The 23,296-nt window shown below is 42.5% G+C and carries 24 protein-coding genes and 2 tRNA genes; 7 read left to right on the top strand and 19 right to left on the bottom strand.

What is annotated here, in order from left to right; all coding sequences use genetic code 11:
* Nucleotides 1-116 precede the first annotated feature (116 nt).
* From rcsB to REG_RS11335, 3 genes are all read right to left on the bottom strand, one after another.
* Nucleotides 117-776 (bottom strand): response regulator transcription factor RcsB, encoded by a 660-nt coding sequence (rcsB, locus tag REG_RS07005; protein ID WP_039907691.1) that lies wholly within the window; start codon nucleotides 774-776, stop codon nucleotides 117-119.
* A 102-nt stretch (nucleotides 777-878) separates the two neighbouring features.
* Complete coding sequence (rfaC, locus tag REG_RS07000; RefSeq protein ID WP_039907688.1) at nucleotides 879-1,844, bottom strand: lipopolysaccharide heptosyltransferase RfaC; 966 nt, start codon at nucleotides 1,842-1,844, stop codon at nucleotides 879-881.
* 985 nt (nucleotides 1,845-2,829) lie between these two features.
* The gene (locus tag REG_RS11335; RefSeq protein WP_006705002.1) at nucleotides 2,830-3,030 is read right to left on the bottom strand and encodes a hypothetical protein; all 201 of its coding nucleotides are present in this window, start codon (nucleotides 3,028-3,030) and stop codon (nucleotides 2,830-2,832) included.
* 399 nt (nucleotides 3,031-3,429) lie between these two features.
* Here REG_RS11335 and REG_RS14290 point away from each other — a divergent pair, with 399 nt between their 5' ends.
* The 4 genes from REG_RS14290 to REG_RS06980 all read left to right on the top strand — a co-directional run bounded on the left by REG_RS14290 (nucleotide 3,430) and on the right by REG_RS06980 (nucleotide 5,172).
* On the top strand, nucleotides 3,430-3,813 hold the full coding sequence (locus REG_RS14290; protein ID WP_050749352.1) for a hypothetical protein: 384 nt from the start codon (nucleotides 3,430-3,432) through the stop codon (nucleotides 3,811-3,813).
* A 318-nt stretch (nucleotides 3,814-4,131) separates the two neighbouring features.
* Nucleotides 4,132-4,317 carry a hypothetical protein gene (locus tag REG_RS06990; RefSeq protein ID WP_039907687.1) on the top strand — a complete coding sequence of 62 codons (186 nt, stop codon included), beginning with the start codon at nucleotides 4,132-4,134 and terminating at the stop codon, nucleotides 4,315-4,317.
* Between the two features lie 55 nt (nucleotides 4,318-4,372).
* Nucleotides 4,373-4,726, top strand: a complete 354-nt coding sequence (locus REG_RS06985) for an IS630 transposase-related protein (protein ID WP_006704355.1) — start codon at nucleotides 4,373-4,375, stop codon at nucleotides 4,724-4,726.
* Between the two features lie 14 nt (nucleotides 4,727-4,740).
* Entirely contained in the window at nucleotides 4,741-5,172 is a 432-nt protein-coding gene (locus REG_RS06980; RefSeq protein ID WP_006705000.1) for a transposase, read from the top strand.
* A 6-nt stretch (nucleotides 5,173-5,178) separates the two neighbouring features.
* Here the strand turns inward: REG_RS06980 and REG_RS06975 are convergent, their stop codons facing one another.
* From REG_RS06975 to prmA, 5 genes are all read right to left on the bottom strand, one after another.
* A complete protein-coding gene (locus REG_RS06975) occupies nucleotides 5,179-6,033 on the bottom strand; it encodes a TcdA/TcdB catalytic glycosyltransferase domain-containing protein (RefSeq protein WP_006704999.1) in 855 nt (284 codons plus the stop codon).
* Nucleotides 6,033-6,293: a hypothetical protein gene (locus tag REG_RS06970; protein WP_039907684.1), complete on the bottom strand. Its 261-nt coding sequence runs from the start codon at nucleotides 6,291-6,293 to the stop codon at nucleotides 6,033-6,035. Before REG_RS06970 ends, REG_RS06975 begins: the two co-directional genes overlap by 1 nt.
* A gap of 167 nt (nucleotides 6,294-6,460) precedes the next feature.
* Nucleotides 6,461-7,849: a multifunctional CCA addition/repair protein gene (locus REG_RS14485; RefSeq protein ID WP_006704998.1), complete on the bottom strand. Its 1,389-nt coding sequence runs from the start codon at nucleotides 7,847-7,849 to the stop codon at nucleotides 6,461-6,463.
* A gap of 60 nt (nucleotides 7,850-7,909) precedes the next feature.
* The gene (locus tag REG_RS06960; RefSeq protein WP_006704997.1) at nucleotides 7,910-8,530 is read right to left on the bottom strand and encodes a TIGR04211 family SH3 domain-containing protein; all 621 of its coding nucleotides are present in this window, start codon (nucleotides 8,528-8,530) and stop codon (nucleotides 7,910-7,912) included.
* Between the two features lie 316 nt (nucleotides 8,531-8,846).
* Nucleotides 8,847-9,734: a 50S ribosomal protein L11 methyltransferase gene (gene prmA, locus REG_RS06955; protein ID WP_039907682.1), complete on the bottom strand. Its 888-nt coding sequence runs from the start codon at nucleotides 9,732-9,734 to the stop codon at nucleotides 8,847-8,849.
* Between the two features lie 28 nt (nucleotides 9,735-9,762).
* Between prmA and REG_RS13365 the strand changes: the two genes are divergently transcribed.
* Nucleotides 9,763-9,903, top strand: a complete 141-nt coding sequence (locus tag REG_RS13365) for a hypothetical protein (protein ID WP_176603465.1) — start codon at nucleotides 9,763-9,765, stop codon at nucleotides 9,901-9,903.
* A gap of 31 nt (nucleotides 9,904-9,934) precedes the next feature.
* Here the strand turns inward: REG_RS13365 and REG_RS06950 are convergent, their stop codons facing one another.
* Both REG_RS06950 and REG_RS06945 read right to left on the bottom strand, forming a co-directional pair.
* Nucleotides 9,935-10,705 (bottom strand): ABC transporter permease, encoded by a 771-nt coding sequence (locus tag REG_RS06950; protein ID WP_039907679.1) that lies wholly within the window; start codon nucleotides 10,703-10,705, stop codon nucleotides 9,935-9,937.
* A 10-nt stretch (nucleotides 10,706-10,715) separates the two neighbouring features.
* The gene (locus tag REG_RS06945) at nucleotides 10,716-11,633 is read right to left on the bottom strand and encodes an ABC transporter ATP-binding protein (protein ID WP_006704994.1); all 918 of its coding nucleotides are present in this window, start codon (nucleotides 11,631-11,633) and stop codon (nucleotides 10,716-10,718) included.
* A gap of 303 nt (nucleotides 11,634-11,936) precedes the next feature.
* Between REG_RS06945 and can the strand changes: the two genes are divergently transcribed.
* The gene (gene can / locus REG_RS06940) at nucleotides 11,937-12,593 is read left to right on the top strand and encodes a carbonate dehydratase (protein ID WP_039907793.1); all 657 of its coding nucleotides are present in this window, start codon (nucleotides 11,937-11,939) and stop codon (nucleotides 12,591-12,593) included.
* A 42-nt stretch (nucleotides 12,594-12,635) separates the two neighbouring features.
* On the top strand, nucleotides 12,636-15,083 hold the full coding sequence (gene mrcB / locus REG_RS06935) for a bifunctional glycosyl transferase/transpeptidase (RefSeq protein WP_039907676.1): 2,448 nt from the start codon (nucleotides 12,636-12,638) through the stop codon (nucleotides 15,081-15,083).
* Nucleotides 15,084-15,294: 211 nt separating this feature from the next.
* On the opposite strand, the gene truB is transcribed toward mrcB, so the two are convergent.
* From truB to purC, 9 genes are all read right to left on the bottom strand, one after another.
* Nucleotides 15,295-16,227, bottom strand: coding sequence for a tRNA pseudouridine(55) synthase TruB (truB, locus tag REG_RS06930; RefSeq protein ID WP_006704991.1), 933 nt, complete (start codon nucleotides 16,225-16,227; stop codon nucleotides 15,295-15,297).
* Nucleotides 16,227-16,643: a 30S ribosome-binding factor RbfA gene (gene rbfA / locus REG_RS06925; RefSeq protein WP_006704990.1), complete on the bottom strand. Its 417-nt coding sequence runs from the start codon at nucleotides 16,641-16,643 to the stop codon at nucleotides 16,227-16,229. The genes truB and rbfA overlap by 1 nt, the downstream gene beginning before the upstream one ends.
* Nucleotides 16,644-16,818: 175 nt before the next feature.
* Complete coding sequence (gene infB, locus REG_RS06920) at nucleotides 16,819-19,467, bottom strand: translation initiation factor IF-2 (RefSeq protein WP_006704989.1); 2,649 nt, start codon at nucleotides 19,465-19,467, stop codon at nucleotides 16,819-16,821.
* A gap of 23 nt (nucleotides 19,468-19,490) precedes the next feature.
* Nucleotides 19,491-21,011 carry a transcription termination factor NusA gene (gene nusA, locus REG_RS06915; RefSeq protein ID WP_006704988.1) on the bottom strand — a complete coding sequence of 507 codons (1,521 nt, stop codon included), beginning with the start codon at nucleotides 21,009-21,011 and terminating at the stop codon, nucleotides 19,491-19,493.
* Nucleotides 21,012-21,034: 23 nt separating this feature from the next.
* The gene (gene rimP, locus REG_RS06910; protein ID WP_039907673.1) at nucleotides 21,035-21,487 is read right to left on the bottom strand and encodes a ribosome maturation factor RimP; all 453 of its coding nucleotides are present in this window, start codon (nucleotides 21,485-21,487) and stop codon (nucleotides 21,035-21,037) included.
* Between the two features lie 213 nt (nucleotides 21,488-21,700).
* Nucleotides 21,701-21,777 (bottom strand) — tRNA-Met (locus REG_RS06905).
* A gap of 60 nt (nucleotides 21,778-21,837) precedes the next feature.
* Nucleotides 21,838-21,924 (bottom strand) — tRNA-Leu (locus REG_RS06900).
* An 81-nt stretch (nucleotides 21,925-22,005) separates the two neighbouring features.
* Complete coding sequence (secG, locus tag REG_RS06895) at nucleotides 22,006-22,332, bottom strand: preprotein translocase subunit SecG (RefSeq protein WP_039907790.1); 327 nt, start codon at nucleotides 22,330-22,332, stop codon at nucleotides 22,006-22,008.
* Nucleotides 22,333-22,494: 162 nt separating this feature from the next.
* Entirely contained in the window at nucleotides 22,495-23,244 is a 750-nt protein-coding gene (gene purC / locus REG_RS06890) for a phosphoribosylaminoimidazolesuccinocarboxamide synthase (protein ID WP_006704985.1), read from the bottom strand.
* Between the last annotated feature and the right edge of the window lie 52 nt (nucleotides 23,245-23,296).

Raw genomic sequence — 23,296 nt, 5'->3', positions numbered from 1 at the left:
TCCTCTGAGCACAGCTCAAAGAAGATTTCGAATATACCCTTCGCCTTTCAAGTTACCGCGGCGTTGACAGCGATCACTCATCCCAGTTATGTACCACACTCCTGGGATTCGATTGATTACCGCCTTGCCGTAACGCGAAATTCATTGGGTATAGAACAAAGGTAATTAAGTAAGTCGATATCAGTATCGACACCCAACTTTGTCATTGCTGATTTTTTCTGACTACTAATTGTTTTTATACTACGGTTAAACTTTTTAGCAATTTCCGTCACAAGAAAACCATTAGCGAATAAACGCAAAACTTCACTCTCTTTCGGTGATAACGGTTTATTGCTGTAATTATTTACATTCATACTGTCTATCAGTTTAATAACGTTTTTTGGAATATATCTTTGTCCTTTTTGTAAAGCAGCAAATAACTGAGCTAAATCTGTTGGTGCGCCTTGTTTTAATACCATGCCAGCAATATCTAGCCCTAAAACATTATTCAGGATCGCTGGATTATTATTGAGAGTAAGGATGATGATCATTAGGTGTGGATAATGACGTTTGATGTATTTAATAAGTCTAATGCCATCACCATATTTCCCACCAGGCACCGAGAGATCGGTAATCAAAATATTGGCACTAAGTTTAGATAAATTATTGATTAATGTTGTTGATTCTTGAAATTCAGCAACTATATTCACTTGCTCAAGATCTTCAAGCGACTTGCGAATGCCGAATAATACGATGGGATCATCATCGACAATAATGACATTAACAATTTTATCCATGATATCCCTCAAGAAAAACACAGCGAGCCCTGCGCCGCCGTCGAGTAGATTTTGCAAAAATAAAGTAATAACAATTTTAGATAAGCGCTATGATCAGTACTTTCATGAAATAATTTTTTCCAGTTCCGTTATGATAATAGAGGCGGTAAGCGTATGCATCTTTTTATGCTTGGAGATAAGCGCGATCTGATTTTTTCCATAACCACCGATTAAAGCCGGATCCGTTGGGCCAAATAACGTGATGTTAGGACGATCTAACGCCGCAGTAAGATGACTCAGTCCAGTATCAACAGAAACCACCGCCGTGGCATTGAATAAAATTTCGGCTATTTGTTGCAATGGAAGTTTTGGCAACACCTCGACATGAGGGAAGTCGCCTGCCAAACGTATCGCTCGCTGATGTTCATGCTCATTTCCCCAAGGTAGTTTGATCTTCAGCCCTGTTGCCTGTACCCATTGAATCAGTTGGATCCAATGCGCTTCTGGCCAATATTTATTGCTACGGGTTGTCGCATGTAAAAATACTAAATAGGGCGCCGCCGTTGCCTCTGATCGATAGAGAAAATGTTGGGCAATACCATAATCTCCCTTGCTGTGAGGCCGTTCATAATTAAAACTCTTAGCAAAGAGCTGGCGGGTACGCTCTACAGCGTGCTGTTGCTTATCGATGGCATGGCGACAGTGATAAAACCAGCTAGCAAATGACTCGCGGGCACTTTTATAATCCGGGCCATGTTTGATCCCTTTAGCAAAACGAGTCACTAACGCTGCACTTTTCAATAACCCTTGTGCATCGATTATCAGATCATAGTGCCGCTGCTGTATCCTGTTTATAAAGGCGTAACGTTCCTGACGAATATGACGAGCGAACCAGTTTTTTCGCCACCGACGGATAGCAACAGGGATGACTTGATCAACGATTGGGTGCCAGCTTGGAATTTGAGAAAATTGCTCTTCGATGACCCAATCGATATGGAGATCGGGTATTGCTTTCATTGCATCGGTTACGGCGGGCAACGTATGTAACACATCCCCCATTGAGGAAGTTTTTACCAGCAAAACATGCATCAATCTGTCTCTCTTGCGGCTATTTGGCGAATAGCTGTTCAAAAATAAAATAAATTATTTAAAACAAGTAGATGTATTATTCTAGAGCAAATAACAGGCAACAAAAGACAACATTTTGGTCATTATTTATCAATATCTCACCTCTTCATTTTGACCTGTCATTTTTGTCATTGTACATCAACATTCTCGTTGCTTGTCTAATAAAATTCTTTTTTATTATAGCCGAATCAGTTTAATTTGATTCAAGGCGACAGGAGCGAAGACAGTACAAATAGTACGGCAAGCGACGACAACACTTAAATCAAATTAAACTGGTTTGGCTATAGGCAACAGATATAAGGTTTATGCTCTAAAAGCCAGCCATGTTGTTTCGTGTCTTTTCCACAGCCATCTCCATAAATACTGCCTGCTCATTCAAGGTAATCTAGAGACTGGTACTGAGTATAGCCGTCTCATCCTCTGGCAGCCGAAGGCAACTTCAAGGGCTGTGGGTATATTTGTACTGTCTGTGTTCCTGTCTAAGCCTTCAGAAGAGCTTCTCATCAATTATCTTGCAATCAAAATGTTCACAATTAAAGTCGCGATTTGTATTTTCTTCATAGGATTTTCCCCACATTTTTTTATGTTTTCCTTATATATTTTCCTGTTTGTTGACCCGTAGAAAAAAAGCTCAATACATTGTTAATGCAAAAAAATCCAAAACTACATAAAAATAATTGGAATAAAAATTTGTAACAATAATAAACGCAATCTATAGTAATTTCACAAGTATCACGCAGAATTATTATATAGACATGATGAATATTTCAGAGGTTATCCGTCTGCAAAGGATAAACAAGGTTAATATCGCTGAATATAAAAGATACATCTTAGATAATTAGGAGAAGGTATTATGACAATATCAATATGCAATCCAGTGTTCTTAGTGGCAGTTAGTCAAATTCAAACAAAAAATTCAACCCATGTTAAATCTTAATGGACTGTATTAACCCGCGGTCGTCGAAATTTCGGAAAGGTAACTTATAAAATTAAGGATTTTATTTTTATACCCTTCACCTTTCAAGTTACGGCTTTGTTGTCTGCGGGTGCTCGCCGAATCACGTAGTAGGTCTACGCTCATCGGTCGGTCGCCCTTGCCGCCTTGCCGTAACGCGAAATTCATTGGGTATAGAGTTTTATAAATCATCGAAAAATCCGGTTTTAGAACGAATCATCTATAACAGCAATAAGCAATAAAATAGCTGATTTGTCGAAAAAATAATGATTGGGACTCAGTGGCACAGGTCAGGACTAAAAATAAACTACCCATTCAGAGGTAGATTTACATGAAAATGTATACCCACCGTCCTTCAAGTTGTCGCTAGGCGGTCAGGGCGTGAGACCGATGAACGTCGGACGACCCCCTCGCAACTAACAATGCGGCAGCTTCAAAGGTGAAGGGGACAAATACATTTCAGTATGTGTTGACATGCGCCTTTCAGGGCGTCTAAAACGGGCAGCGTTGTTGCCGGCCACTATTACTCATTTTTTGCTCCAGTGAAATAGTTTTGTACTTTTTCACTTAACCTAATTTTGAGGAACATATATGCCGACATCGCCGCAACGTTTTATTTCACTTGCCGTTTTGGTTCTCGTTACCCTGACCACACTTCCCGGTTGTGCCCCGAGAGCAAATAAAACTGTGCAACCCCTCCCTACTACTGAAACGAGTAGCAGCAACCAATGCATGAACAATTTCACCCTACTCCAAAAGCTTAACCCGTCTGCCTATACCAAGTACCAGGCTCAGTTCAACAAAATCAATGATTCTTATCACTATTACCAAAAAAACCGGGGGCTGCTGGAGAAAGATCCGTCAGAGTTGATAGAGCTGAACCTGAACGACAAACTAAACATGATATGCGAGCGAGTGAAGAGTCAAACGTTTATCGAACACCAGCAACGAATGAAAGTGATTTCAACCATCTGAAAAACATCACTTGTATTTCTTAGATGGAAGGCTTTTTTTCGCCTGACGATTAAATATCCGATTGACTTTAAGGGAAAAGCATCATGAATTGGTTGTCCCCCCTTGTTAAAAAAAGAATATCTTTCTGGCTGCTTATTAACTGGTTTTTCTCCTCTCTGATACTGCCTCTTTATATGCCGTTGGCACAGGCCGCAGAAACGAATGAGATGAGACAACTCATGGCAGACAGCGCTCTCGACACAGACAGCCGTATGTCGGTAACCGGTAATTGTCAATGTAGTTGTCGCCCAGGATGTAAAATCCTAGGCGACAACTACATTGACAATTACCGATACCTATCGCCTGACAGCGGTGATGACTGACAGGAAAGGAAACAGTACAGATCTGGCAGAGATGCTGCTGCAAGTGGAACCGAATACCGCCCAAATCGGCAGTGGTGATCTGGTGGTGAACAAAGAAACCGCCGTGGCAGATGGTGCCGATATCGTCACCTATATGGCTTAGGTGTTATAAATTGACGTACAATATCGAAATGATTTATTGACCTATAAATACCAAAATGACTTATCCCTTAAAATTTCGTCAACATGTATTGGCTTTCAAAAAGAAAGAAGCCCTCACTTATGCTGAAACCGCCGACCGTTTTGGTGTAGGAAGTGCCAGTTTGATGCGATGGGCGAAACGCCTGGAGCCTTGTTTGACGCGTAATAAACCCGCTACCAAAATAAACAGAGCGGCGTTGATTCTGGATGTGGAAACCTACCCTGACGCGTCTCAGCACGAGCGGGCGCCACGGATGGGTGTGAGTGCCAGGGGTATCTGTGATGCCTTAAAGCGGGCGGGTTTTAGCTATAAAAAAAACATTTTATCCCCCCAAAGCCGACGTCCAAGCTCGAAAAGATTTTCAGACTAAGCTCCAGGGCTAACGTGGATGAAAGCGGTTTTGCTCATGATATGCCGCGTCTTTATGGTTATTCAGTGAAAGGGAAGTGCTGTTACGGCCAACACGATTGCCATGCCAAAGCACGTACTAATGTCATTGGTGCACAGCTTAACGGAAAATTAACTACGGTTTGTACCTTCGACTGCCATATCAACAGCGATATTTTTTATGCCTGGGTCACCCAAGATTTACTGCCAAAATCCCCTCCAGGGGCAGTCCTTGTGATGGATAATGTGCGCTTCCATAAACGCCAAGACATCCAGACTGCTATACAGAAAGCTGGCTTTATTCTCGAATATCTCCCCACGTATTCTCCTGACATGAATCCCATTGAGCACAAATGGGCTCAAGCTAAAGCCCTTCGCAGAAAGCGACTATGTGATATCGATACCTTGTTTTCTGACCCTTTATTTTAAATCAATTTATACCGCATAAGCCATAGAGACATCAGCACGACGAAAAGGCTTTAATACATTTAATTTTCTAAGTTCACTTTGTACACCACCGATATAGAACCAAAATACGCCTCTCATGTAAGAGAACTCATTCTGTGGATAATAATCATTGATAATTTTTCTTTTATTGATGTTGTCAAATAAATCTGTTTTTATCTTTTGCCAAAGCCTGTTATCTGGGTGCGGTAAAAGATCAACATCAAGATAAATGCCGCCTTCTTTGTAAAGGATCATGTAACGGGCTTTATCAGAAGCAGAAGCTGCGTTTTGGCGCAAGCCAAGTTCTTTGAGGTAATAGTGGTAATAATCTTTTTTTGCCGGAGTCTGAAACAGAGCCGCATTGATCTCAATCAAACGAATCGGCATCTTTGACTGGGCTTGAGTCGCGCGACCTTGGGCGATTTTGAGCGCATTAATGGCCTGATTGAAAGAGTACGCATGGGTCGATTTTATTTGCTCTAATTCATCTAAGGTACTCCATCCTTTAGCCAATAAAAATTGCGTTGCACAATCATCAAAAGTGCGCTGTTGACTTATTCCGGGGAGAAAATAATCGTTATAAAATTCGTTCTGTAAATCGATAATGGCTCTAACATGGATCGAGGCGGTGCTTTCAATGTCGATGTTATTACCGATACCCTGCAGTGTCCCTGCGTAGAGCTTGATTTTTTGGCGCAGGATACCGCAGAGCAAAGCCTGAGGATAGTGCCATAACTGAATTTCGTAATCAGGGTTGTAATAAGCCCAGGTTTTCATGTAAGCAATTTGAAAAGAGCCAAGCACACCGATCCAAACGAAATGGATTTTTTTCTCTATCGGCATTAATAGACTTTGTTTTTTTGCAATACGTAGTTTAAAGCGATTTGAATCTTTGGCTTCGCAGGCGGGTCAGCGAATCTGTTCTCACCGATTAAAAGTAATTCCAGCTCGGTTTGGAGACGAGCCAACAGGCAGAGTTCCTGAGTGTCGCTAACAATACTTAATGCTTGGTATTCATTCAGTAAGCGTTTGATTCTATAAAAAAAAGGGGCGTCAATACTGAGTACATTATGTATTTCACGTATTAATGTTTCTTTGTCCATAATTCAATTAGTCCATTTAATTGAGTTACCCATAGCCTTTTAAGCTGCCGCTAGGCGGCTATTCCAAAGGCTGTGGGTATATCCATTTATTTCGCTCAATTTGCCGGTTAACTGTTTTCTTGACAAGTTATTTTTTTATATTTCTGGGGGCTTAGGTAAAATCGGTACTAACAAGGGCACTGAGGAGAGCACTGCATTAACTGTGTCAAAATCTGTTGGCGGCGTTGTCTGAGTTCATTATTGATAGCTTGCCCGCGTAATCCGCTAGCGACCAGCTCTCTTGCCGACACTGCCTGCACAACACGCAAAGCACGGCGTAAGTAATCACCCTGTGGATAATGTTGATCTTCAAGATCCGTCAGATCTCGCGCATCCGCTTGACTGGCTAAAATTATTTGCTCTAGACGCTCTGGTTTACGCCATACATCTATTGCATCAAACAGTTTTAGTAGTGATTGTGGCGATAATGTATTGGCTTGATGAATGACACCATGATACTCAGCGACCAATCTAGCCAAATTGCGGTATGAATTAGGTATTCTTAAGCGTTGGCATAGTTGCTCAATTAAGGGTATTCCTGTCACATTATTCCCTAAATCATGCGCTAAACTAGGGTCTTGATAATGTAATTCGGGTTGTTGAATAGCTTTATGCACATCACGACAGAGCACGGCAAAACGCACGGCCGGTTGCGCGCTAAGGCGGGCTGCCATGTGGAGCGTCATCATGGTTTGCAGCCCCGCATTATACCCTTCGCCTTTGAAGCAGCCGCGTTGTTGGCTGCGGGTGCTCGCCTCATCAGGTAGTATGTCTACGCTCATCGGTCGCCCTGGCCGCCTAGCGGCTGCTTCAAAGGCGAAGGGTATATCTATTGCGGGATGTGATTTTACCGCGGCAGGTACGTTAAATAAGGCATCAATTTCGGGAAACAATACCGCTAATGCCCCACAATGATGCAACACTTGAAAATAAATTTGCGGACTTTGACTTAGCAGCGCTTTTTCTGTTTCTTGCCAAATACGTTCAGGCATGAGGGTAGAGAGCTCCGCGTTATCGGTCATTGCGGTCATTAACAGCTCGGTTTCAGGGGCGATGGTGAACCCCAAAGAAGCAAATCTGGCAGCAAAACGTGCCACTCTTAAGACGCGCAAGGGATCTTCACTAAAGGCATCGGAAACATGACGCAATACGCGGTTTGCAATATCTTCTTTGCCATGATAGGGATCGATTAATTCGCCGCCATTATGAGTATCACGCCACGCCATGGCATTAATCGTCAAATCCCGCCGGCGTAAATCCTCTTCCAGAGTGACGTCCGGCGCTGCATGGCAAATAAAACCCGTATGCCCCGATCCTGTTTTACGTTCTGTACGAGCAAGCGCATACTCTTCTTGACTCCTGGGATGCAAAAAAACGGGGAAATTTTTGCCTACTTGTCGATAACCTTGAGAAAGTAATTGGTTGGCTGTGGCGCCAACCACTACCCAATCGCGTTCGGTGACGGGCAGTTTTAATAAATTGTCACGAACGGCACCGCCGACCAGGTAGATATTCATTTGATGCTCCTACTCAGGTATATAGCCAAATCATTTTAATTTGATTCGGCTATATCAATATCAATTCATCCAACGATCTTGTTTTTTACGACTGGGGATCAGATAAGGCAGTAATAACCCTAAAATTAAACCTATTCCTGCTACGCCGCCACCATACATAAACCATTGCAATATGATGGCACGTTGTTTGTTATCCTGTTGCAAACTCATTGCACTGATTTCTGTTTGTGCTTTAACTAATTGATTTTCCAATCTATCATTTTCTTCGTTTAATTTGCTTATTATATCGTCACTGTCGGCTAATTTTTGTTGCATTTCTGCAGTACGCTGATTCCAGTCTGCATCAATGTTTTGTAATTGACTCGTTAAGGTTTCCAATTGCTGTTCAAGCTCTGGTAGTTTCAAGCGTAAGCTAGCTGATGAGCTCAGCTGATTTAGCGGAAGCCAAACAACGCGGTCTTTTGCATCACGGATTTGAGCATAATTCTCACTCTGATTAACACTAAGAAGCGTCACTTCATCACCCACATTGAGTGAACCGACAATACGATATTGACTACCAGGCCCACTATGGACATAGGTAATCAACTTATCAGAAATATAACGTTTTTCTTCGGCTGATGAATGCCAGGAAATAGTAAAAATCAGCATAGCGAAACAGACTATGGGTAATTTATGCATAGTATTGTCATTTATCCGTAAAATTAAAAAATCAATAAAATGATAGTAGAGGGTTAATTATGTGGACGCAATGAATACGCTCTAAGAGCTTGTTCAAAATCTTCTTGAGCGACGCTCAGACAAGGAAAAAACGAGCGAAAAAGCGCAGTTTACATAGGGTAAATGAGCATTTTGAGCTCGTTTTTGACGAAGTATAGCCGAATCAGTTTAATTTGATTCTGCGTTGTCGTCGCTTGCCGTACTATTTGTACTGTCTGCGCTCCTCCGCCTTGAATCAAATTAAACTGATTCGGCTATATCAGCGAGCACAAGAGATTTATAACAGGCTCTTAGTACCGGTGATTCGGCACCAATCTTCCTTGCTAACCACAGGATCAAATATAAAATTTTGTTGATATGCTTGAATAACAGTGGCAGCTTGGGTCGTCAGTATGCCGGAAAGCGCCAGGGAGCCATTGTTTTTTACTAGTTTACTAATGGGGAGAGCCAATTCACGTAAAGGGCCGGCTAAAATGTTAGCAACCACGACATCGGCAGCAATATCTGTCGGCAGATCTTCTGGTCGATACAGATCAAGATTTTCTGAAACACCATTACGTTGCACATTATCTCTGCTGGCTTGAATTGCCTGAGCATCGATGTCAATGCCAATAGCATGTGCTGCGCCTAGTTTTAAAGCGGCAATAGCTAAAATTCCTGAACCACAACCAAAATCGATAATGGTTTTACCAACGAGATCGAGGCTATCAAGCCATTGCAAACAAAGTGCTGTGGTCGGATGGGTACCGGTACCAAACGCTAATCCTGGATCTAACATAACATTGACCGCCGTCGGATCGGGAACCTCTCTCCAACTGGGACAAATCCATAACCGTTGCCCAAAACAAACGGGATGGAAATGCTCCATCCATTCTCGCTGCCAATCTTTATCTTCAACTTGTTCAATTTTATGAATAAAATTTTTATCTAATTGAGGCGATTGCTCCAATATCATAATAACGTTAGCGATGTCGATCTCCGCACTGTATAGACCAATAACATCAGTATCCCCCCATAAACGGGTTTCGCCTGGCAATGGTTCGAAGATGGGATGGTTGTGAGCATCTTGAAAAGTGATAGAAAGCGCTCCGCTTTCAATTAATACCTCTCCAAGGGATTCGGCACGGTCACCCGAGGTGTTTATTTTGATTTGGATCCAGGACATGATAAATCTCATTATTATAATAGACCCAATGAATTTCGAGTTACGGCAAGGCGGCCAGGGCAACCGACCGATGAGCGTAGACATACTACGTGATTCGGCGAGCACCCGTAGCCAACGCCGCCGTAACTTGAAAGGCGAAGGGTATAGACCTCTTTTGCGCTTCGCATAACGAACTAGGGTTTCGAAAGAGGTCTAATTTATTAGCTACGTAAACCTTGGCCACGGTTAATTAAATACCAAGCTAAGGTATAAAAGACACTAATAAACGTTATTAATACAGTCAGAGTGAGCGGCAATGATAATTCAGTCATACCAAGAAAACCATAACGAAAACCACTAACCATATAGACGATGGGATTAAGTTTGGATAAATCTTGCCAAAATGGAGGCAGTAATGACAATGAATAAAAAACCCCACCCAAGTATGTCAATGGTGTTAAGACAAAAGTAGGCACTAAGCTAATATCATCGAAGGTTTTAGCAAATACGGCATTTAACAAGCCGCCGAGTGAAAATAAAATGGCGGTAAGCAGTAATACCAAAACAAGTACCGACCAAGAATAAATTTGTAATGGTACAAAAAATGACGAGACCCCTGTCACCAATACACCGGTGATCACGCCTCGAGCCACTCCACCGCCGATATAACCGATGATCACAATATAAGTGGGCACAGGAGCCACTAGCAGTTCTTCAATATTGCGTTGATATTTAGCATTGAAAAAAGAGGAAGCCACATTCGCATAAGCGTTAGTGATCACCGCCATCATAATCAAGCCAGGGACAATAAATTGCATATAATCCACACCAGCCATATTTCCGATCCGCGAACCCATTAAGCTGCCGAAAATAACAAAATAAAGTGACATGGTGATAACCGGTGGTAACAGTGTTTGCACCCAAATACGACTAAAACGTATGATTTCTTTAATCCAAATACTCTGTAAGGCAATCCAATACAAGCGGATCATGTTTTTTCCTCTATTCACTGTGATTATTCACCAAAGTAATAAATAGTTCTTCTAACCGGTTGGTTTTATTGCGCATACTTTGTATGTTAACTTTCTGTGCATTGAGTTGACTAAACAGCGCATTCAATCCTTGCTCGCGCTTGACATCGACTTCGAGTGTAGAAGTGTCGATCAGACGAGAGCGATAGCCTTCCAATCTCGGTAGCGGACTTTTTGCAGCGAGATCAAGAATAAATGTTTCTGATTCCAATTTGTTCAGTAGTTGCTTCATTGACGTATTTTCTACCAATTTACCACCCTGGATAATACCAATATTGCGACACAGCATTTCGGCTTCTTCCAAATAATGTGTGGTCAGAATAATGGTTGTTCCTTCTGCGTTCAGCTCTTTTAAAAAGCACCACATAGAGCGCCGTAATTCGATATCGACTCCGGCGGTGGGTTCATCGAGAATAAGTAGCTTCGGTTTATGCATCAAAGCCCGTGCAATCATTAGTCGGCGTTTCATTCCTCCGGATAAATGTCTTGCGCTTTGATTACGTTTGTTCCACAGCTCGAGATGACTGAGATATTTTTCCGCTCTAATGCTCGCCTGACGCCGACTCACTCCGTAATAACCGGCTTGAGTAGTGACAATTTGCAATACAGTTTCAAAGGGATTGAAATTGAATTCCTGTGGAACCAAACCCAGCTGGCGTTTAGCATTCACAAGATCTTTATCCGTATCATAACCAAACACTTTAACCTTGCCGGCGGTTTTATTGACTAGAGAACTAATAATACCAATGATAGTTGATTTTCCCGCTCCGTTCGGGCCAAGCAATGCATAAAAATCGCCTGCTTCGACATGTAAATCAATATTGCGTAGGGCACGTACTCCTCCCTTATACGTTTTGGTCAGTTGCGATAACTCTAGCGCGTAAGCCATAATAAAACCCTATTAGAAGTTCAATATTATTTAATTAACAGTATATCAAATGGATCTTTTACCAGTCCTTTGTTAGCTAGATCCCTGACGATTTTATCGCATATAGCCAAATCAGTTTAATTTGATTTAAGTGTTGTCGTCGCTTGCCGTACTATTTGTACTGTCTGTGTTCCTCCGCCTTGAATCAAATTAAACTAATTCGGCTATACCATTCACAACAAACCATCAGCAATCTAATTGCTGATTTAAATGCCCCTTTATATTATCCTATTGCAATATATTTATTACAGATTATTAACATTTATGAAGAAAATAGAAGATCTTATCCGCAATAATGAAGCCTGGTCTTCAGCTATTCATAAAGAAGATCCTGGCTTTTTTGAGAGTTTATCTCAAGTACAAAAACCGCATTTTCTCTGGATTGGCTGTTCTGACAGCCGGGTACCGGCGGAACTTTTGACTGGCCTAAAACCTGGCGAATTATTTGTCCATCGTAATGTTGCCAACTTGGTTATTCACACTGATTTAAACTGTATGTCTGTGGTGCAGTACGCCGTTGATGTTTTAAAGATAAAAGATATTATTATTTGTGGCCATTACGGTTGTGGTGGTGTTCAAGCCGCGCTGGAAGATAAAGAAATAGGGTCGATCGATAACTGGTTGCTGCATATTCGTGATCTTCGGTACAAACATCAACGTCTATTAGATCAACACTCAGAAGCGCATCGTACTGATTTGCTATGTAAAATTAACGTTATTGAGCAAGTTTACAACCTGGGGCACTCCACTATTATTAAATCAGCATGGAAAGGTGACGAAAAAGTGACGCTACATGGTTGGGTTTACGATATTAATGGTCGCCTGAATGATTTAAAACTTCTTATCACGGGTAGAGAAACGTTAGAAACGAATTATCGCGCAGCGATAGCGGCGCTTTACAATGCATCTCCCTTACTGTAAGAGTTTTATATCTATTAAACGATGATGATTTGGAGAAAAAATATGTCTGAGGATCATCGTAACCCTACTGGCCGGAAAAAACGTAAATCAGTCACGAATACTGAGCCGAAAAAACCATTGCATCGACGTGATGATGATGAAAATAACACCGAAGATAATAAATCAATGCTAAAAAAAGAAAAATCACGATTAATGCGCAAAAAACGTTACTGGTTTGGATTATTTGTTAAATTATTTTTAATGATTGCATTGTTGTTGGCCATTTATGGTTTTTATCTCAATGAAAAAATCCGTCAACGCATCGAGGGCCAGGTTTGGGATTTACCTGCCGCCGTGTATGGCCGAGAGTTGAATCTTGAGCCAGATATGGCTTACAGCAAAGAGGAAATGGTTAAGTTATTGGAGGCTATGCAGTACCGTCAGGTTAGCAAGATAATCCGTCCTGGTGAATTTGCTGTTAAAAATAACAGTATTGAAATGCTCCGCCGTGCTTTTGATTTTTCAGACGGTAAAGAAGGGGAAATACATGTCCGTTTGGTCTTTAGTGACGATAAATTGATACAAATCGAAAATCTAGAAAATCAGCGTCACTTTGGTTTTTTTCGGCTCGATCCTAAGCTGATCACCCTGTTGCAATCACCTAATGGTGAACAACGTCTGCTTGTTCCCCGTTCTACTTTTCCCGATCTGTTAGTCGACACATTACTGGCAACAGAAGATCGTTCTTTTTATCAACATGATGGTATTAAATTATATTCGATTGGCCGTGCCGCATTAGCTAACCTAATCGCCGGAAAAACAGTGCAAGGGGGCAGTACTTTAACCCAGCAATTAGTTAAAAATATGTTTTTGACGAATGAGCGTTCTTTGTGGCGTAAAGCTAATGAAGCCTATATGGCATTGTTGATGGATTATCGTTACAGCAAGGATCGTATTTTAGAGTTATACCTTAACGAAGTTTATCTTGGTCAAAATGGCAGCGATGAGATCCGTGGTTTTCCCTTAGCAAGCTTGTATTATTTTGGTCGCCCAATTGATGAATTGAGTCTAGATCAGCAAGCGATGCTGGTTGGAATGGTGAAAGGTGCGTCATTATATAATCCGTGGCGTAATCCTAAACTGGCCTTAGAACGGCGTAATTTGGTATTAAAATTATTGCAAAATCAAAGTGTCATTGACGAAAAATTATACGATATGCTGAGTGTTAGACCGCTCGGAGTACAACCTAAAGGTGGTGTCATTTCTCCTCAGCCGGCATTTATGCAAATGGTGCGTCAAGAGTTACAAGAAAAATTGGCTGATAAAATTAACGATTTATCTGGCGTGAAAATTTTCACCACATTAGATCCTGTATCACAGGAAGCAGCAGAAAAATCCGTTGAAAAAGGGATCCCAGCATTAATAAAAGCGCGGCAGGTTGATGATTTGGAAGCCGCGATAGTCATCGTTGACCGCTTTAGTGGTGAAATCCGTGCAATGGTGGGAGGTGCTCAGCCACAGTTCGCTGGATTTAACCGTGCCATGCAGGCGCGACGGCCAATAGGCTCTTTAGCCAAACCCTCAACTTATTTAACCGCACTGAGTCAACCCGATAAATATCGCTTAAATACCTGGCTAGACGATAAACCTTTATCTCTTACACAACCTAATGGCTCTGTTTGGCAACCGAAAAATTACAGCCGTCAGTTTCGGGGAAGAGTGATGTTACTGGACGCATTGGTTAATTCTATAAATGTGCCAACGGTTAATTTAGGTCTCGCATTGGGATTAGATCAAATTAGTGCAACTTTGCAATTGCTGGGGATCTCTCAATCGGTGATCAATCCAGTGCCAGCAATATTGTTAGGCGCAATCAGCTTGACACCGATGGAGGTGGCACAAGAGTATCAGACTATTGCCAGTGGCGGTAATCGAGCACTATTGTCTGCGGTGCGTTCTGTGATTGCTGAAGATGGAACCGTGCTGTATCGTACTTTTCCACAAGCGGAAGCAAGGGTTTCAGCTCAGGCCGCTTATCTCACATTGTATGGGATGCAACAGGTTGTCGCACGAGGTACTTCACGTTCGCTGGCCGTAAAATTTTTAAACTATCATCTGGCAGGAAAAACAGGAACGACCAATGATCTTCGTGATAGTTGGTTTGCTGGGATCGATGGTAAAGAAGTGGTTATTGTTTGGATTGGACGTGATGACAATGGCCCGGCTCAATTAACAGGGGCTAATGGAGCACTAACACTGTATCGCCGTTATCTAGAAAATCAAACCCCCTTACCTTTAACGTTACAAGTACCTGAAGGGATTAGCCTGATGAATATTGATTCTACAGGCAACTTTATCTGTAGTGTTGACAATGGTTGGCGCACTATTCCTGTCTGGACAGAGGATCCAAACAAACTTTGTCAAACCTCTCTGCCAGAATCCCAGCCAGCTAATGATGATCCAGCTGATGATGATGTTGCCAGTTGGATTAAAGATATGTTTGAATCATGAGATTGACAATAGGTTTTTGTGTATACCCTTCGCCTTTCAAGTTACGGCTTTGTTGTCTGCGGGTGCTCGCCGAATCACGTAGTCTATCTACGCTCATCGGTCTCACCCCCTGGCAGCCGAAGGCAACTTCAAAGGCAAAGGGTATAATTCCTGCGTGGCGTGAATTAGGTTACTCAGGGCGATTCACGTTGCTCCGTTTCACTCGCTACGGTTATGTAAGAACGTTAACTAAACGTTTTGGCGCGACACGTCCATCATCATCAATGATGCCAATACCAATGAAGTGACGCCCTTCGCCTTCAGTAATACGTACCATACCTTCAACAGGAGCGGATGAAACTTGAACGGGTTGGCCTTGTTTTAAATAAGCAGCGACTACCGGCAATAAGTTTACTTCAGGAAAATTAACTACAGCACTGTCCATCGGTAACAGTAATGGATCCAAAATCGGATAAGGTGAAGAGGGGGTCGATTCAACTATCGTATTCAGTTGTGTTAAGGTCAGCATACGTTCGGGTGGATAAGTTGCTACTTGTAAGCGACGTAGTTGACTAACATGGGCACCACATCCTAATAATTCGCCTAAATCATCAATCAAAGTACGAATATAAGTCCCTTTTGAGCAATGAATTTGTAATTCTAAGTCATGGCCTTGCCAGCGAATAAATTGCAAATCAAAGATGCTAATTGCCCGCTTTTCGCGTTCTACTTCAATCCCCTGCCGGGCATAATCGTATAATGGTCGACCCTGGTATTTCAATGCTGAATACATTGACGGGATTTGCAGGCTTTCGCCTCGTAAACTTTCTAATGCGTTATCCAATTGAGCCTGCGTAAATTTTATTTCTTTTTCATCAAGCAGTTTACCTGCCGCGTCAGATGTGTCCGTTCGTTGACCTAAACGCGCTATTACATGATAGTGTTTATCTGCGTTGAGTAAAAATTGAGAAAATTTAGTCGCCTCACCCAGACAAATGGGCAACATACCTGTTGCGAGTGGATCTAATGCGCCGGTATGACCAGCCCGGTTAGCACCAAAAAGGCGCTTAATTTTTTGTAAAACATCATTTGAAGAAAAACCAGGGGGTTTATCTAAAAGTAAGATGCCATTGATGTCGCGGCCACGCCGACGGGGGCGCCCCATTATGATGTCTCCTCATTATTTTTATCTGTGATGTTACGACGTGTAACATCATTTTTAATTACATTCGTCACTAAATTTGCTATACGAACGCCTTCAATCTGTGATTTGTCGTAATCAAAGGTCAGTGTGGGTACGACACGTAATCGCATCGCTTTACCCAATAAGGTACGGATATAACCTGAAGCATCTTGCAAAGCTTTAATGCCGTCTTTGATTTTTTTTTGATCGTCATCCTGAGTTAATGTATTTAAAAAAGTAACAAACACTTTGGCGTAAACTAAATCACGAGAAAGCTTCACGCCAGAAACCGTCGCCATACCCACCCGCGGATCTTTAATTTCACGCTGCAAAATAATGGCGATCTCTTTTTGTAGTTCTTGTGAAACACGTTGAGCACGGCTGAATTCTTGTGCCATTTAGATTCTCCAGATCAGAAAACAAGGGAGCCAAAAGGCTCCCTCATCTGTAATATACCCGTCGCCTTTGAAGCCCTGCCGCATTGTTGGCTGCGAGCCCTCATGGCATGTCCACGCTCATCGGGTCTCACGCCCTGGCCGCCTAGCGGGCAACTTCAAAGACAAAGGGCATAAGTTAATCAATGGTGCGTTTAATTTGTATCGTTTCAAAGACTTCGATCATATCGCCTACCCGCACATCGTTGTAATTTTTAACACCGATGCCGCATTCCATCCCGTTACGAAGCTCATTAACATCATCTTTGAAGCGGCGTAGCGATTCCAACTCACCTTCATAGATAACCACGTTGTCACGTAAAACACGAATGGGGCTACTACGCTTGATAGTACCTTCAGTTACCATACAACCAGCAATAGCACCGAACTTAGGCGATTTAAACAGGTCACGTACTTCCGCTAGACCAATAATTTGCTGTTTATATTCAGGCGCCAACATCCCGCTCATCGCATGTTTGACTTCATCGATCAAACTATAAATAACAGAATAGTACCGTAAATCTAAATTCTCTGTTTCTATTACCCGCCGCGCTGAGGCATCGGCACGAACATTAAAGCCAATGATAATGGCTTTAGAAGCTGTTGCTAAGGTCGCATCAGTTTCTGTAATACCGCCGACACCAGAACTGACAATCTTCACTTTCACTTCATGAGTAGAGAGCTGTGTCAAAGAATGACAAATAGCTTCACAGGAACCCTGTACATCAGATTTCAATACAATATTGAGTTCTGAAACCTCACCTTCAGCCATGTTAGCAAACATGTTCTCTAGTTTTAGCTTCTGTTGACTTGCTAGTTTAACTTCGCGGAATTTACCTTGGCGATATAATGCAACTTCACGGGCTTTCTTTTCATCACGCACCACGGTGACACTGTCCCCTGCTACAGGCACTCTTGATAACCCCAAGATTTCTACTGGGATAGAAGGTCCGGCAGACTCGATATCACGCCGCATTTCATCACGCATAGCACGAATACGACCATATTCAAAACCACAGAGCACGATATCACCTTTGTTTAACGTGCCGCTTTGAACTAACACGGTCGCAACAGGCCCACGGCCTTTATCTAGGAAAGATTCAATCACTACACCACTGGCCATGCCGCTGTGAACTGCTTTTAGTTCCAGAACTTCAGCCTGTAGCAAGATTGCATTGAGTAGATCATCAATCCCTGTTCCCTTTTTAGCTGATACGTGAACAAATGGGGAATCTCCTCCCCACTCTTCTGGCAGGATACCGTGCTGAGATAGTTCTGTTCTAAGACGCTCTGGATCAGCGTTTGGTTTATCTATTTTGTTGATAACAACGACAACGGGGACTTTCGCTGCTTTAGCATGTTGGATGGCCTCGATCGTCTGTGGCATGACCCCATCATCGGCCGCAACAACCAAAACCACGATATCTGTTGCCTGAGCACCTCGTGCACGCATTGATGTAAACGCAGCATGCCCTGGTGTATCTAAGAAGGTCACCATCCCGTTTTCGGTTTCAACGTGATAAGCCCCGATATGCTGTGTGATCCCTCCTGCTTCCCCTGCCGCAACTTTGGTCGAACGAATGCAATCAAGCAATGAAGTCTTACCATGATCAACATGACCCATGATGGTGACGACGGGGGCGCGTAAAGCAGATTCACCCGCCACTCCCATATCGCGATCACTCATCAGTGCTTCTTCGAGTTCATTTTCACGACGCAAGATAACTTTATGACCCATTTCTTCAGCAACCAGTTGCGCTGTTTCCTGATCAATAACCTGGTTGATTGTTGCCATACCACCTAGTTTCATCATTGTTTTAATGACTTGAGAGCCTTTAACTGCCATTTTATTCGCTAGTTCAGCAACGGTGACCGTTTCACCAATGATAACGTCGCGGTTGACTACAGCAACTGGCTTATTGAAACTCTGTTGTAAAGTGCTTGGCTTTCTTTTGCTTTTACGGCCAACAGCCCGCGCTTCTTCACGATCTGCTTTTGACTCGGAGAGTTTATTGCCTTTTTTCTGTTTGGTAGTTTTACTTCCCCGGCTGCGACTACGGCGATCTCCTTCAACCTTGGCATCATTTTCATCTTCTGCTGCCCGAGCGTGTTGTGAGGTAGTGACATGGTAATCGGTCAATTCGATTTGTTCGGCTATGGGTTCAGGCCATTTACCTTCATTTTCTGCTGCCATTTTACGCGCTTCTTCAGCAACCCGTTTCGCGTCTTCTTCTATCTTACGGCGCACTTCTCGTTCTACAGAACGTTTCAGTTCAGCCGCTTCTGCCTCACGGCGGGTCTTGTCACTTTGTTGTTGAGTCGTCAATTTTTTCTTTTCTACAATCGGCTTACTTTTTGTGTCAGCGATTTTTTTCGCGTTAGCTTCCTTTGCACTTTCACTTTTTGCCTGCTCTTCTGCTTTAGCTGGCTTTTTCTCAACCTGCTCAACCTGCTTTGCCTGCTCTGTTTTAGCTTTTTCTGTGTTCGCTAGCTCGGCATTAGGCGTATTGATGTAAGTTCGTTTTCTACGAATTTCAATTTGTACCGATTTACTTTTTCCACCGGAGCTCGGAACATTTAAAGTGCTCCGTATTTTCCGTTGCAACGTAAGTTTATTTGGCACTTGACCTGGTTCATGTTTTAAATGTGCTAGTAATATTTCTTTTTCTTGCTGAGTAACAGAGCTTGTTTCAGATTTTTTTAAACCTGCATCAGCAAACTGCTGTATGAGGCGATCAACTGAAGTTGAGATCTCTGCTGCCAGCAACTTTATGGTTACATCTGTCATGCTGTTCCTTCCTGCTACAGTTATTACGCATTATCGCCAAACCAGCAGATATTGCGGGCTGCCATAATTAATTTACCGGCTTTTTCATCATCTAGCTCTTCAATATCGGCTAAATCGCTAACACCCTGTTCGGCAAGATCTTCCAGCGTACAGACCCCGCACGCTGCTAATTTGAATGCCATATCACGATCTAAACTTGCTAAATTTAACAAGTCGTCAGCGGGTTTGTTATCACCAAAACTTTCTTCTTTTTTTAGAGCCAATGTGGTCAGTACATTCTGGGCACGATCACGCAGCTCTTGAAGCCTCTTTTTGTCAAAACTATCAATTTCCGGTAATTCGCTTTCTGGTACATAGGCTAATTCTTCTAAAGAAGAAAATTCTGCTTCGACCAAAACTGTGGCGCACTCTTCATCAATTTCAAGATGTTCGATAAACATATCAATCGCTGTACGGGTTTCAGCTTGGCATTTTTCCTTAAGCTCGTTGATCGTCATCACATTAAGTTCCCAGCCACTCAGCTGAGAAACTAAGCGTACATTTTGACCATTGCGCCCAATCGCTTGTGCAGAATTACCTTCTTCAACTGCTATGTTCATCGTTTTTGCGTCTTCGTCAACAACGATAGAAGCTACCTCAGCTGGCGCCATAGCGTTAAGAACGAACTGAGCAGGATTATCATCCCACAAAACGATATCAATACGTTCTCCCCCCAGCTCGTTAGACACAGCTTGAACACGTGCTCCCCGCATCCCAACACATGCCCCTATAGGATCGATACGCTTGTCGTTAGTTTTAACTGCGATTTTAGCACGTGACGCTGGGTCACGAATTGCCGCCTTAATTTCGATCAACTCTTCGTCAATTTCTGGTACTTCAATGCGGAAAAGTTCAATCAGCATTTCAGGACGTGAACGGCTAATAAATAATTGGGGACCTCGTGCTTCAGGACGTATCTCATACAAAATACCTCTAATGCGGTCACCAGGGCGTATGTTTTCACGAGGCAGCATATCCTCCTGTCCAATTATTCCTTCGGCGTTATTACCTAGGTCTAATATAATGCTCTCTCGACTGACTTTTTTAACGGTAGCTGTAACAATTTTCCCTTCTTGTTCACGAAATTGCTCAATCACTACTGCTCGTTCAGCTTCGCGTACTTTTTGTACAATAACTTGTTTCGCTGTTTGGGTAGTTATGCGGTCAAAAACTACCGATTTAATTTGGTCTTCAATATAAGTAGGGATTTCAGATTCGGTGGAAATAGGCGTGTTTTGCTGAGCCTCTTCTTTACTAATTTCCTGCGCCGCTTCTAGCGTAATTTCACGTGTTGGCATAACCACTTCACTGACCACTTTCCAACGACGGAAGGTCTCGAAATCTCCTGTTTTTCGATCGATATTAACCCGGACTTCAATTTCTTGTTCATGTTTTTTCTTGGTCGCTGTCGCTAATGCAATTTCTAATGCTTCAAAAATCTTCTCACGTGGAAGGGATTTCTCATTAGAAACGGCTTCTACAACAGCCAGAATCTCTTTGTTCATCCTAAGTTGCCTCGTCTAAATTTTTAAAAGTGGGGTGCCCGGTTTGCTTTGCGGATATTGCTTAGTGCGAACACTTCATCTTTTCCATCTACAGTAACGATGATCATTTCTCCATCGACAGCCTTGATGATACCTTGCCACTTACGACGGTTTTGCATTGCTATACGTAACGTTAAATTGATTCTTTCCCCCAAATAGTCAGTATAATCTTCAGCGGTAAACAACAGGCGCTCAAGACCTGGGGATGAGACCTCTAAGTTGTAGGGACAGGTAATCGGCTCTTCAACATCTAGCACGGCACTCACCTGGTAGCTAACATCTGCACACATATCAACGGTGACGCCATCGCAGTTATCGATATAAATACGCAGTGTGGATTGGCGCCCTGGAATAAATTCGACCCCTACTAATTTGTGTCCCAAGGCTTTTACCGGTGCTGAAATTATCTCTGTTAATTTTTGTTCCAACGTGGACAAACTCACCCCCAAGGCATAAAAAAAAAGGGCCTTATAGCCCAGTCATTTTTTTCAAATAACAAAAAACCCCGAAACTCGGGGTTTGATACAACTGGACCCTATTCGCCGCTGAAAGAATCCCTCGGCATGACTTCCGATAAATGTTTTTTCAAATCAAAATCGATATCAGTTTATCTCTCTAAATATCGTATTTGAAAAAAATTTTTCTAGAAGTGGTTGCGTGAGCCGGATTTGAACCAGCGACCTTCGGGTTATGAGCCCGACGAGCTACCAAGCTGCTCCATCCCGCGTCCGAAAACGTAGCAAATAGTACGTTGATCATCATCCAAAAGCAAGCTATCTCTATGAATTGGTACCGAGGACGGGATTTGAACCCGTAAGCCCAATCGAGCACTACCACCTCAAGGTAGCGTGTCTACCAATTTCACCACCTCGGTATTGAAGATAACATTTTTTTAGATCATTAGAGCCAATTTAAAATTTCTTTGTGCTCCGATACAAAGATAAGTACTAGTCTATCACTGAGGAATATCGCTGCTCGGTTTTGGAGGCGCGCTTATTTTCTCATCTTTAGCTGGTTGACTCAGATTTTCCCACTCACTGCTTTGACGGTGTTGCTTGCTACTCATATTACCTAAGACCAGACTAACAATAAAAAATAATGTCGCCAATATAGCGGTCATACGGGTCATAAAGTTGCCTGAACCACTAGATCCAAACAGAGTTGAGGAGGCACCCGCTCCAAATGAAGCGCCCATATCCGCACCTTTACCTTGTTGCAATACGATAAGCGCAATAAGTCCAATCGAAATCAGTAAAAAAAATACTAGCAGCGTTACGTACATAGTTGTACCTATTCTCCCTATGGGGTCACCACATAAAAAATGCTCTTTATTATGTGCCTCTATTTCTAGCATCGCTAAAGAAGATTGCAAACAACCTCAATGCTATTTAAAACGGAGTGGATACTAACGAAAGCCTGCAGTCTGTGCAAGCGCAATTTCACCTTAAATCTTTTTATTCGCTGATACGTTGTCAGAAAAGGGCGCTAACGGAACCCCGATACGTTTAGCAACTTGCTCATAGGCTTCTATCACACCGCCTAAATTGCCACGAAAGCGATCTTTATCCATCTTTTCTAACGTCTTTTTATCCCACAAGCGACAGCCATCGGGGGAAAACTCATCACCCAAGGTGATTTTATTTTCAAACAAGCCAAATTCCAGTTTGAAATCCACTAGAATCAAACCAGCATCGTCAAACAATTTACTGAGTACATCATTAACTTGATAACTCAGCTTTTTCATTTGCGCCAGATGCGCTTCACTAGCCCAGCCAAAGGCTTTACAGTAAGCCTCACTGACAATGGGATCGTGCAGCTGATCATTTTTCAAAAACAGCTCAAATAATGGGTGATTTAGCACTTGGTTTTCTGTAATCCCTAACCGCTTCACCAGTGAACCCGCGGTACGATTACGGATGACACATTCGATAGGGATCATCTCTAATCTTTTTACCAATGCTTCGTTGTCTGAAAGCAGTCGTTCCATTTGTGTGGGGATACCCGCAGCTTCAAGTCGGTTCATAATGAAATGATTAAACTTATTATTGATCATTCCTTTCCGATCGAAGGCTTGAATACGTTGACCATCCATTGCTGATGTATCGTTACGGAACTCCAGCACCAAATAATTAGGATCTTCAGTAGTGTAGACAGTTTTAGCCTTTCCGCGATACAACTCGGCTAATTTTTGCATCTCAATATGGCTCCAATAGTGTGATTATTTTTGACTCAAGATTAAAGAAGAT

This window comes from Candidatus Regiella insecticola LSR1 (assembly GCF_000143625.1).
In the GTDB taxonomy this organism is placed as follows: Bacteria; Pseudomonadota; Gammaproteobacteria; order Enterobacterales; family Enterobacteriaceae; genus Regiella; species Regiella insecticola.
Note: the sequence above shows the minus strand (reverse complement) of the source record. Positions and strands in the feature narration are given on the sequence as shown.

Bases quoted from the DNA above. Each gene is read 5' to 3' on its own strand.
- REG_RS06945 (WP_006704994.1), bottom strand. From the start codon at position 11,633: ATGGCTTACGCGCTAGAGTTATCGCAACTGACCAAAACGTATAAGGGA.
- prmA (WP_039907682.1), bottom strand. From the start codon at position 9,734: ATGTCCTGGATCCAAATCAAAATAAACACCTCGGGTGACCGTGCCGAA.
- purC (WP_006704985.1), bottom strand. From the start codon at position 23,244: ATGCAAAAATTAGCCGAGTTGTATCGCGGAAAGGCTAAAACTGTCTAC.
- REG_RS06985 (WP_006704355.1), top strand. From the start codon at position 4,373: ATGACTTATCCCTTAAAATTTCGTCAACATGTATTGGCTTTCAAAAAG.
- rbfA (WP_006704990.1), bottom strand. From the start codon at position 16,643: ATGGCACAAGAATTCAGCCGTGCTCAACGTGTTTCACAAGAACTACAA.
- rcsB (WP_039907691.1), bottom strand. From the start codon at position 776: ATGGATAAAATTGTTAATGTCATTATTGTCGATGATGATCCCATCGTA.
- REG_RS06970 (WP_039907684.1), bottom strand. From the start codon at position 6,293: ATGGACAAAGAAACATTAATACGTGAAATACATAATGTACTCAGTATT.
- truB (WP_006704991.1), bottom strand. From the start codon at position 16,227: ATGGGGCGCCCCCGTCGGCGTGGCCGCGACATCAATGGCATCTTACTT.
- nusA (WP_006704988.1), bottom strand. From the start codon at position 21,011: ATGAACAAAGAGATTCTGGCTGTTGTAGAAGCCGTTTCTAATGAGAAA.
- secG (WP_039907790.1), bottom strand. From the start codon at position 22,332: ATGTACGTAACGCTGCTAGTATTTTTTTTACTGATTTCGATTGGACTT.
- REG_RS06950 (WP_039907679.1), bottom strand. From the start codon at position 10,705: ATGATCCGCTTGTATTGGATTGCCTTACAGAGTATTTGGATTAAAGAA.
- can (WP_039907793.1), top strand. From the start codon at position 11,937: ATGAAGAAAATAGAAGATCTTATCCGCAATAATGAAGCCTGGTCTTCA.
- mrcB (WP_039907676.1), top strand. From the start codon at position 12,636: ATGTCTGAGGATCATCGTAACCCTACTGGCCGGAAAAAACGTAAATCA.
- REG_RS11335 (WP_006705002.1), bottom strand. From the start codon at position 3,030: ATGATTTATAAAACTCTATACCCAATGAATTTCGCGTTACGGCAAGGC.
- REG_RS14290 (WP_050749352.1), top strand. From the start codon at position 3,430: ATGCCGACATCGCCGCAACGTTTTATTTCACTTGCCGTTTTGGTTCTC.
- REG_RS06975 (WP_006704999.1), bottom strand. From the start codon at position 6,033: ATGCCGATAGAGAAAAAAATCCATTTCGTTTGGATCGGTGTGCTTGGC.
- rfaC (WP_039907688.1), bottom strand. From the start codon at position 1,844: ATGCATGTTTTGCTGGTAAAAACTTCCTCAATGGGGGATGTGTTACAT.
- REG_RS14485 (WP_006704998.1), bottom strand. From the start codon at position 7,849: ATGAATATCTACCTGGTCGGCGGTGCCGTTCGTGACAATTTATTAAAA.
- REG_RS06960 (WP_006704997.1), bottom strand. From the start codon at position 8,530: ATGCATAAATTACCCATAGTCTGTTTCGCTATGCTGATTTTTACTATT.
- REG_RS13365 (WP_176603465.1), top strand. From the start codon at position 9,763: ATGAATTTCGAGTTACGGCAAGGCGGCCAGGGCAACCGACCGATGAGC.
- infB (WP_006704989.1), bottom strand. From the start codon at position 19,467: ATGACAGATGTAACCATAAAGTTGCTGGCAGCAGAGATCTCAACTTCA.